The 3,129-nt window shown below is 66.3% G+C and carries 3 protein-coding genes, 1 pseudogene and 1 riboswitch; of the genes and pseudogenes, 3 read left to right on the top strand and 1 reads right to left on the bottom strand.

What is annotated here, in order from left to right:
* The first annotated feature begins 198 nt into the window (after window positions 1–198).
* Together speD and speE are read left to right on the top strand one after the other, a co-directional pair.
* Complete coding sequence (gene speD / locus HUK84_RS13460) at window positions 199–660, top strand: adenosylmethionine decarboxylase (RefSeq protein ID WP_176640747.1); 462 nt, start codon at window positions 199–201, stop codon at window positions 658–660.
* Window positions 661–826: 166 nt separating this feature from the next.
* Window positions 827–1,696 (top strand): polyamine aminopropyltransferase, encoded by an 870-nt coding sequence (gene speE / locus HUK84_RS13455; protein WP_176640746.1) that lies wholly within the window; start codon window positions 827–829, stop codon window positions 1,694–1,696.
* Window positions 1,697–1,946: 250 nt separating this feature from the next.
* Here speE and HUK84_RS13450 read toward each other — a convergent pair whose 3' ends face one another.
* Window positions 1,947–2,255: a putative quinol monooxygenase gene (locus tag HUK84_RS13450; protein ID WP_176640745.1), complete on the bottom strand. Its 309-nt coding sequence runs from the start codon at window positions 2,253–2,255 to the stop codon at window positions 1,947–1,949.
* A 127-nt stretch (window positions 2,256–2,382) separates the two neighbouring features.
* Window positions 2,383–2,470: riboswitch (glycine riboswitch) on the top strand.
* Window positions 2,471–2,641: 171 nt separating this feature from the next.
* On the opposite strand from HUK84_RS13450, the pseudogene gcvT reads away from it, so the two are divergent.
* Window positions 2,642–3,129: pseudogene (gene gcvT, locus HUK84_RS13445) on the top strand (glycine cleavage system aminomethyltransferase GcvT); the annotation flags it as partial.

Genomic DNA, 3,129 nt, shown 5'->3' with positions numbered 1-3,129 from the left:
GGCCCGACGCCGATCCGCCGGAGGCCGGGGGACGCCGCGCGGCGGGCAGGCGGGGCAGGCGGGCGAAAACGGATAAAAAAAATCGCGCGGAACCGCGGAAAATACTTGCATAAGCAGGGTGGTGGCCTTATCAGCGGCCCCCTTGGCCCAAGGGGGCGATCCCGCCCAACAGGCTGTCTACTGGTTTGGGGGTACGTGATGAACGCACTTGCTCAGCTGGGGATGGTCTCGGAACTCCCGAGCAATATCCAGGTGTCTTCTAATCCGTCTTCGCACGACGAAGAGCGGAAGGATTATTTCGTCGAGAAAGACGGGATGAAGTTCGCGGGAACGCATCTTCTGGTCGATCTTTGGGAGGCCCGGAATCTGGACGATCCGGCGCAGATCGATCGCATCCTGTGCGAGGCGGCGGTGACGGCGGGTGCGACCATCCTGCACAGCCATTTCCACCATTTCTCGCCGAATGGCGGGGTGTCGGGCGTGGTGGTTCTGGCCGAGAGCCATATTTCGATCCACACCTGGCCCGAACGGAATTTCGCGGCGGTCGACATCTTCATGTGCGGCGCGTGCGATCCGAATCTGGCGATCCCGGTGATGCAGCGCCTGTTCCAGGCGGAGCGGGTCGAAGTGGACGAGCAGCGGCGCGGCCGCGTCGCCTGACGCGACGGGCGCCGGTTGCCCGACGGGCCCGGCGCCTTCTCTCCCGACCATCGGGGGGCCGACCATCGGGGGCCGGATCGATCCGGCCTCTTTTTTTATGGCCGGTGTCCTGAAGCCGAAGAGCGACGGCCGGACATCGGATGCCGTGCGGAGCGGGAGACGGGGAATGAGCGAAAACTGGCTTGGCGAGACCCTCTATGAAGGCTGGCAGCAGCGCTTCAGGGTGCGCAGGGAACTGGCCCGTACGAAAAGTGCCTTTCAGGATATCGTCGTTTTCGAAAGCGAGACGCATGGCCGCGTGCTCGTGCTGGATGGCGTGATCCAGATCACCGAGGGTGACGAATTCGTCTATCAGGAGATGCTGACCCATGTGCCGCTGCTGGCGCATGGCGATGCGAAGAGCGTGCTGATCATCGGCGCGGGCGATGGCGGCGTGCTGCGCCGGGTGCTGCAGCATCGCGGCGTGACCCGCGCGGTGATGGTGGAGATTGACGGCGAGGTGATCGCCCTGTCCAAGCAATATCTGCCCGGCATTGCCGGCGATGCCTGGACCGATCCGCGCGCCGAGGTGATCGTGGGCGACGGGATCGATTACGTGGCCAAGGCCGAGACCGGATCGGTCGACGTGATCATCGTCGACAGCACCGATCCGATCGGGGTGGGCGAGGTGCTGTTCACGGATTCGTTCTATGAACATTGCGCGCGGATCCTGACGCCGAACGGCATCATCGTGAACCAGTGCGGCGTGCCCTTCATGCAGGCCGACGAGCTGCGCGAGACCAGCCTGCGCCGCGCGCGCTTCTTTCCGCACGTGTCGGCCTATGTCGCGGCGGTGCCGACCTATGTCGGCGGCTTCATGACCCTGGGGATCGCGGCCAAGGGGACGAACCCGGCCATCCATCCGGCCGAGACGATTCGCGCCCGGGCCGAGGCGGCGGGCATTCTGGGGACGACCGGCTATTGGACGCCGGAGATCCACGCGGGCGCCTTCAACCTGCCGCCCTATATCGCCCGGCATCTGCCCGCGGCGCGGTAAGGCCAGTCCAGGTCGGGCTCTGCCCGAACCCGGCAGGGGTCACAGACCCCTGCACCCCATTACCCCCATTACGTTGATAAATAATCGGTTTCCAAAGGCATCGCCTTTGGCGGGGTTCGGGGCAGCGCCCCGAAAAAGAGAGCGCGGGACGGTCAATCTATGACACGCGCTGGTATAGAACCCCGACTTGGGCGTGCGCGTCGGCGGCGATCCGCCGCGCGCCGCCCGGGGAGGGCGCCCTTGGCCTCGTTCAGGCGCGGTGGGTGGCCAGCCGGCGCAGCGAGAGCAGTTCGACGCCCAGCGTCGCCATGCCGTCGGCGAAGACCTGGTAATGCGGTGTCGTGAGATGGCTGTCGAACGCCGCCTGGTCGACATAGATCTCGTGCAGGATCACCCGGTCGGGCTCATTCTCGGGCAGCAGGACGTCGAAGGCGCGGCATCCCGGTTCGTCCGCCACGGAGCGGGCGCTGTCATAGGCGCAGATTTCGAGAAATTTCCGGTGGTTTTCGGGAGTCGTCGCGAATTCGGCGATGATGGTCAGCGGGGCGGCGTTCGTCATGACTGTGTCCTTTCCTGGCGGCCATGACGAGCCTATACCGGGCGGGGCCGTCCGATCCAGCCCGCGCGGCCGCGCGACAATGTGACGGGGCGATTGACTTGCTTGCGAAACATGTGCCAAGCATCCGGATGCTGAAGCGGGAGAGACCGGCGCGAGCCGGCGCCGAAGGAGCAACCGCCCCGGAAACTCTCAGGCCAAAGGACCGCCCGGCATGGACTTCTGGAGAGAGGCGCCTCGCGCGCCCGCCGACGGGATAGCGATCTCAGGCAAACCGACAGAAGGGGCATTCGGATCCGCGACCGGATTCAGGAGGCTCGGTTCATGTCGTATCTTCTCCCTCTTTCCTTTCCGGCGATCGGCCTGAACGGCCACAGGCGGGGCGCGGCATGAGCCGGGACCTGCTGCGCACGCCGCTTTACGACCTGCATCTGTCGCTGGGCGCCCGGATGGTGCCCTTTGCTGGCTATGACATGCCGGTGCAGTACAAGGCCGGCGTGATGGCCGAGCATCTGCATACCCGGACCGCGGCGGGATTGTTCGACGTGTCCCACATGGGGCAGGTCAGGCTGCGCGCGCGGTCGGGGCGCATCGCGGACGCGGCGCTGGCGCTGGAACGGCTGGTGCCGGCCGACATCCTGGCGCTGAAACCCTGGCGCCAGCGTTACGCGCTGCTGACGGACGCGCAAGGCGGCATCCTGGACGACCTGATGGTCTCGCGCCTGGGGGACGAGGCGCTGCTGCTGGTGGTCAATGCCGCGTGCAAGGATGCGGACCTGGCGCATCTTACGGCGGCGCTGGACGGGGATTGCGTGGTCGAGGCCCTGCCGGAGCGCGCGCTGATCGCGCTGCAGGGGCCGCTTGCGGGCGCGGCGCT

The organism is Nguyenibacter vanlangensis (genome assembly GCF_013376155.1).
Classification (GTDB): Bacteria; Pseudomonadota; Alphaproteobacteria; order Acetobacterales; family Acetobacteraceae; genus Gluconacetobacter; species Gluconacetobacter vanlangensis.
This window is presented reverse-complemented; position numbering and strand designations above follow the sequence as displayed.

Bases quoted from the DNA above. Each gene is read 5' to 3' on its own strand.
- speE (WP_176640746.1), top strand. From the start codon at position 827: ATGAGCGAAAACTGGCTTGGCGAGACCCTCTATGAAGGCTGGCAGCAG.
- speD (WP_176640747.1), top strand. From the start codon at position 199: ATGAACGCACTTGCTCAGCTGGGGATGGTCTCGGAACTCCCGAGCAAT.
- HUK84_RS13450 (WP_176640745.1), bottom strand. From the start codon at position 2,255: ATGACGAACGCCGCCCCGCTGACCATCATCGCCGAATTCGCGACGACT.